Origin of the sequence: Rhodoblastus sp., assembly GCF_019449565.1 — a bacterium.
Lineage (GTDB): Bacteria > Pseudomonadota > Alphaproteobacteria > Rhizobiales > Beijerinckiaceae > Rhodoblastus.
This window is the reverse complement of the sequence record NZ_JAGRPM010000037.1, coordinates 1-6,150: the sequence shown is the minus strand read 5'-3', so window position 1 is coordinate 6,150 and position 6,150 is coordinate 1. Positions and strand designations below refer to the sequence as shown.

Genomic DNA, 6,150 nt, shown 5'->3' with positions numbered 1-6,150 from the left:
GGATCACCCGCGTCAGCAGGTAATTCACCGGGCGCTCCAGCTTGCGCCCGTCGCTGACCAGCTCGACCTTGAAACTCAGAACATGGGGCGCCTTCATCTCCGCATGGGAGAAATAATCGTTCCCGCGCTGGCGCAGCACGTAGAGACTCAGCACGTAACGCTGGGCTGCGTCGGCCCAATAGTCCAGCAGGGCGTTGGTTCCGGCTTTTTTCTCGGACATGGATTCCTCCCGTGAGCCGTTCCATCGCGACTCTGTTATTGGGTCAAAACGAACTCACCAGTTCCTGCTTGGCCTTGTCGGACCGGTTCATCGACTCCACCGATTTTATCGCCTTGGCCATTTCGGTTTCGGCGAAATGGCCTTCAGTTCCTTGACCTTCCGCTCAAATGCCGTGTTTTCAATCCAAATTAGTGTGTTCCAGCCAGTCTATGAGCGCAATGACGTCGGTCAACGTTCAAGATCGACGCCATCTTGGCTCGGGATTGCGGCCGGTCTCAGTGCGAAGCCGGAGCGGCCGGCAGGAAGAAGAAGCTGATCGCCATGACCAGATAAACCGTCAGCAATTGCGCGCCTCGAAGCCAGTCCGAGCGTCCGTCGCCAGCGACCTGGCCGGTGATGAGCGTCGACAGCAGGATCAGCAGGACCAAGGCGCCTGGAAAGGCCAGATCCATCGGCGCCGGTCCAAAAAATTGGCTTGCGAGGACCAGGATCGGCGCGACGAAGAGCGCGACTTGGACGCTCGAACCGATGGCTATGGACAGAGACAGATCCATGCGGTTCCGCAGGGCGGCCTGGATGGCGGTGGCGTGTTCGGCCGCATTGCCGACGATGGCCACCAGAAAGACTCCCACGAACGCCTTGCTGAGACCCGATTCATGCGCCATCGGCTCGATGGCCCCGACCATGATCTCGCTCATCCAGGCCACGCCGACGGTCGCCGCCGTCAGAATTGCGAGGGCGCGTCGCACCGAAGCCGGCGCGGCTTTCGCCCCTTCCTCGTTCGCGCTGGCGAACAAACCGGGATGGGTCACCAAGGCGAACAGGAGGTAGGCCGCGTAAAGCACGATGAGCACGACGGCGATTGCGACGCTGAGCCGGCCGAGGCCCTCGGATGTGGTTCCGGCGGCGATGCGGAAGGCGGCGGGAACGACAAGCGCGATCGCCGCCAGCGTGAGCAAGGTCGCCTGCGAGCGCGCCCCGGCGGGATTGTAATGCTGTTCGGGGTGGCGCAACCCTCCGGCGAACATGGCCGCGCCGAGAACCAGCAGGATATTGCCGATGATCGAGCCAGCGAGCGAAGCCTTGACGACATCGGATAGTCCGGCGCGCAGGCCGGCAAGGGCGATGATCAGCTCCGCCGCATTGCCAAAGGTCGCGTTGAGCAGCCCTCCGACGCCTTCGCCGAGACGTGACGCGAGTTGTTCCGTCGCCTCGCCCATCCAGGCGGCGAGCGGGAGGATCGCCAGGCAGGACGAGATGAAGATGAGGATGTGACGATCGGCCGCGAAAAATTCGAGGCCAAGCGTGACGGGAATGAAGAGCAGAAGCCAGTTCATGACAGCCCCTCTTTCTCCCGGCCGGGCGGGTCGCGATCCTCCCGATCGATCCAGTCGACATCGAAACTGACGAGAAAGGCGGCGACGGCCTCGTCGATGGTGGGGAAGAAATTCTGCGCGCCGATCTGCGGGATCAATTCGAAGCGTTTGAGCTTGTCCTTCACGGGGTCCTTCAATTCGGCGAAGACAAGCGCAACGCCAGACTCCCGCAACGTCTGGTCCAGTTCGAACAGGATGTCGGCGGCGGTGACGTCCACGCTCGTGACCGGTTCCGCGGCGATCACCAGCCATCGCGCGGGACTGGGCGCCCGAGAGATGGCGTCAAGCGCGCGCTCTCTGAAAAATTCGGCATTAGCGAAAAACAGCGGCGCATCCCAGCGAAACAGCACAAGGCCGGGAATCTGCCTCGCCGCGGGATAGCGGGTGATGTCGTGATAGCCCTTGACGCCCTCGGCGCGTCCGAGGATCGCGGAATGCGGGCGCCACCCGTCCCAGAGAAATTCGATCACCGCCGCGACGACCGCCAAGCCGATGCCCGGAATCGCGCCTAGCACGGCGACGCCGGCGAAACAGGCCATGGACAGCCAGAATTCCCAGCGCTGGATGCGATAAATCCGGGCCAGATCCTCGAACTCGACCAGACCGAGCGCCGAGGCGATCACGACGGCGGCCAAAGCGGCGCTGGGCAGATTCTCCAGCAAATTGGGAGCGGCGACCAGCAGCAGCGCCACGGCGAGCGCGCCAACCACCCCGGTGAGCTGCGTCTTGGAGCCCGAAGCTTCCGCGACCGGCGTGCGCGAACTGCTGCTGCTGATTGGAAAGCCCTGAAAGAAGCCCGCGGCCAGATTGGCGACGCCGAGCCCGATCATCTCCTGATTGGGATCGACGTTCTGGCGCAGGCGCGCGGCATAGGCGCGCGAGAGCACGCTGGTGTCGGCGAAGGACACCATGGCGACCGCGAAACCGCCAATCAGGACCGGAACGATGGCGTCCGGCGCGATCCAGGGAAAGGCGAAGGCGGGCAGTCCGCGCGGCAGCGATCCGAGCACGGACACGCCATAGTTTTCATCGAGGCCGAGCGCCCCGACGATCAGGGTCGCGCCGATCACGGCGATCAGGATGCCGGGGATGCGCTTATAGGGCTTCAGAGCGTAAATAATGGCAAGAACGCCCGCGCCGATGGCAAAGGCCGCCCAGTTCGCCTTGCCCTGTGCGAGGGCTTGCGCCGTCGCCCAGAGCTTGCGCAGCGGACCATCTCCCTCGATGGAAAAGCCGAATAGCTTGGGCAATTGGCTGACCAGCACCGTCAGGGCGATGCCGTTCATATAGCCGTAGCGGATCGGCTTCGAGAGCAGTTCGGTCACGAAGCCGAGCCGGGCCGCGCCCGCCACGACGCAGACGAGGCCGGACACGACCGCCATCGCGCTGGCCAAGGCAATGGCGCGCGTCGGATCGCCGGCGGAAAGCGGCATGATCACGCCGAGTATCACCGCGGCGAGGGACGAATCCGGCCCCAGCACCAGAATGCGGCTCGGGCCGAACAGCGCATAGGCCAGCAGGGGAATAATGGTCGCATAGAGGCCATAGACGCCGGGCACGCCCGACGCGACGGCATAGGCGATTCCAACCGGCGCCAACATGGTCGACAAGACCAGACCGGCGACGAGATCATGGGCCAGCCAGGAGCGCTGGTAATCGCGGAGAACGAGAAGCCCTGGCGCCCAATTCATCCAGCCGGATTGTTTTGGCATTATCAGACCATCGCGACGCTCGGTCCTTCGAAGATGGAGAGGGCGGGACATTTCGTCAACGTCACCCCTGCCGAGTGTGTTGCGGCGCCGATCCTTTCTAACGCTTTAGCAGTACCAAAGTCACCCAATGGGGGCCTCAAGGAGTCCCCCACGGCGTGCTAGACTAACAAAATGTCGGAGGTGGGCATGGCCGGGAGCGCTTCGGCCCTTCGGCGCCGCTCGCATTTGGCGAAGTAATCCGAGTACGAGCATCTGCATGGCGGGCGCGGACCTTGACGGGCTGGAAGATTCCGGCGCCGGTTCCAGGGGCGCGAATGGCGCTGGCGACTTCACGAGACGGCGAATAGCCAATCAATAATCGTTTTCGGAGATACGCTCATGGCGGTCCCAGCCTATAGTCATATTGTTGTCGTTGTAATGGAGAACCAGAATTACAGCGACATAGCTGGTAGTTCGCAAGCCCCATATATCAACAGCCTTATGGCTGGCGGCGCGAATTTGACCAATTTCAGCGCTTTGATGCATCCGAGCCAGCCGAATTATTTCGCACTTTATGCTGGGTCTACTTTCGGAACCACCGACGATAATCAGCATAGCGAGCCGGACCCGAGTCTTTACACGGTTTTGCACGGCGCCGGCCTCAGCTTCACCGGCTTTGTCGACACTACCGGCGGCGGCAGCGATTTCAACCACGATCCCTGGGTATCTTTCCCGGAAGGCTATTCCGTCCAGACGGATTTCACCAGTTTTCCTGGGCTGTTTCCGGGCGGGAACTATTCTTCTCTGCCGTCTGTGTCTTACGTGATCCCGAGCATCACAAATGACATGCACGACGGAACGATCGCGCAAGGAGACACCTGGCTCCAGGCCAATCTTGCCGCCTACGCACAATGGGCCTTGACCAATAATTCGCTGCTTGTCGTTGTCTGGGACGAGAGCAATGACGCGACGAGCCAGACGACCAACCAGGTTGCAGCCATTCTTTACGGCGCAAATGTCGTGCCGGGAAATTACAACACCGCCTATAATGACTACAATCTTCTCAGCACCATCACCGGCGCTTTCGGCCTGACCGGCCCTAACAACGCCGCGACGGCGGCGCCGATCGACGTTTTCGGCAATATCCCCGCGTCGCCCACGCCCTCGCCCTCGCCCTCGATCACGTCGCCGGCCAATGGCAGCATCGACACGACCACAAAACTGCCTGTCATTTCCGGAACCGGAATCGCCGGCGACACCGTCACGGTTTCCATCGATGGAACCGTCGCGGGGACAGCGGTCGTGGCGGCGGGCGGAGGCTGGAGCTACACGCCGACTTCGCCATTGAGCAATGGCGGCCACACGATCACCGCGACCCAAGCGGCGCCGGGCGGCGCCAGTTCCGCTCCCGCCACCGACACATTCACGGTCAATGTGAGCAGCGGCGGCGGCGGCGGATCCACGGTGAACGCCAAATTTTCCGGCATCAGCGATCCGAACAATTACCCGCCCGAGAATGGGCTGGCGGTGAGCGCCTCCTATGTCGCGATGGTGGAAAGTTCGAAAATCGAATGGACCAATCTCACCGGAGGCGCGGCGGTCAATCAATCGCTATACACCTTGTTCGCAGCGCTCCCCGCGGCGCAGCGGAATTCGCTGCTCGACGCCCGGGTCGCCTATGACAGCGTCAACCAGCGCTTCGTCGTCATGGCGGAAAATCTCGGCTCGAACGCCAGCAATATCGATATCGCGGTTTCGAAAACCTCCAATCCCAACGATGGCTGGTATGTCGGTTCGGTCAATTCGCTGCTGACCATCAACGGCTCCGCCACTTTTGCGGACATGCCCTATCTCTCGGTCGATGGGACCAATATCTACGTCAGTGAAAACCAGTATGGTTCAACCCTTGTGGGTACGCAGGAATGGGTTTTCAGCGACAGCGGCATTTACACCGGCGGGGCGCTGCAGGTCGTTAAGACCAACCTTGCCCCCGCGAACCAGGGCAACGCCCGCAATGTCTCCGATGGCGCAGGCAAGACCTATTATGTGTCGATCGTCCCCTCCGGCGGCCAGAGCCTGCTGACCGTCCAGACCTATAACGCCGGGACAAACACGTTCAACACGGCGACGACGCTGGCGCTCGGGAACAGCGATCAAGGCCCCGGTTCGTCGACCTATACCGTGGCGCAGCTGGGAACGAGCCTCCTGCTCAACGCCTATGACGCGCGCATCGGCAGCCTCGCCTATTCGAACGGCTTCGTCTACGGGGTGAGCGAAGTCAAACCCGCCGGCGCGAGCCAGCCGGCGATTCATTGGTTCAAGATCAATGTAAGCAATCCGAATGCGCCGACGCTCGCCGCCCAGGGCGATATCACCGGCGCGGCGATTGGCTCGGACGTCGGCGTTTTCAATGCTTCGATTGCGGTCGATGCGGCGGGCGACGTGCTGGTGAATTTCACCGCCAGCGGCGCAAGCATGTATCCGGCCGATTATTATGTCTATGCGACGGCGGGCAGCTCGACCTTCAGCGCGCCCGCGCTCTACCAGTCCAGCACCGGCTTCTTCGATTCCGGCGTATCTGGCGCCCAGCGCTGGGGCGCTTATTCGACCGCGATCGCCGATCCCAATAATGCGAACGGCTTCTGGATCTCCAACGAATATGTCGCCAATAATTGGTGGCAGACCGTCACCGCCAATGTGAGCCTCACGACAGGGGCCGCGACGCCTCCGACGCTCGGCGGCGCCGGGGTCACGGTGAGCTATACCCAAGGCGGCGCGGCGGCGACGCTCGACAGCAGCCTCACCGTCGCCGATCCCAGCAGCACGACGCTGAGCGGCGCGACGGTCTCCATCGCCTCCGGCT

The 6,150-nt window shown here is 62.3% G+C and carries 4 protein-coding genes; 1 reads left to right on the top strand and 3 read right to left on the bottom strand.

The features are described 5' to 3' along the window. The 3 genes from QZ409_RS08540 to sulP form a co-directional block, all read right to left on the bottom strand. On the bottom strand, positions 1-220 hold a 220-nt coding region (locus tag QZ409_RS08540; RefSeq protein ID WP_296709392.1), incomplete at its 3' end, for a DUF3141 domain-containing protein. Positions 221-495: 275 nt separating this feature from the next. Then, entirely contained in the window at positions 496-1,557 is a 1,062-nt protein-coding gene (gene cax / locus QZ409_RS08535) for a calcium/proton exchanger (protein WP_296709389.1), read from the bottom strand. Further along, entirely contained in the window at positions 1,554-3,308 is a 1,755-nt protein-coding gene (sulP, locus tag QZ409_RS08530) for a sulfate permease (RefSeq protein WP_296709386.1), read from the bottom strand. Before sulP ends, cax begins: the two co-directional genes overlap by 4 nt. Before the next feature lie 498 nt (positions 3,309-3,806). Between sulP and QZ409_RS08525 the strand changes: the two genes are divergently transcribed. Continuing rightward, a partial coding sequence (locus QZ409_RS08525; protein ID WP_296709382.1) for an alkaline phosphatase family protein occupies positions 3,807-6,150 on the top strand: 2,344 nt, incomplete at its 3' end.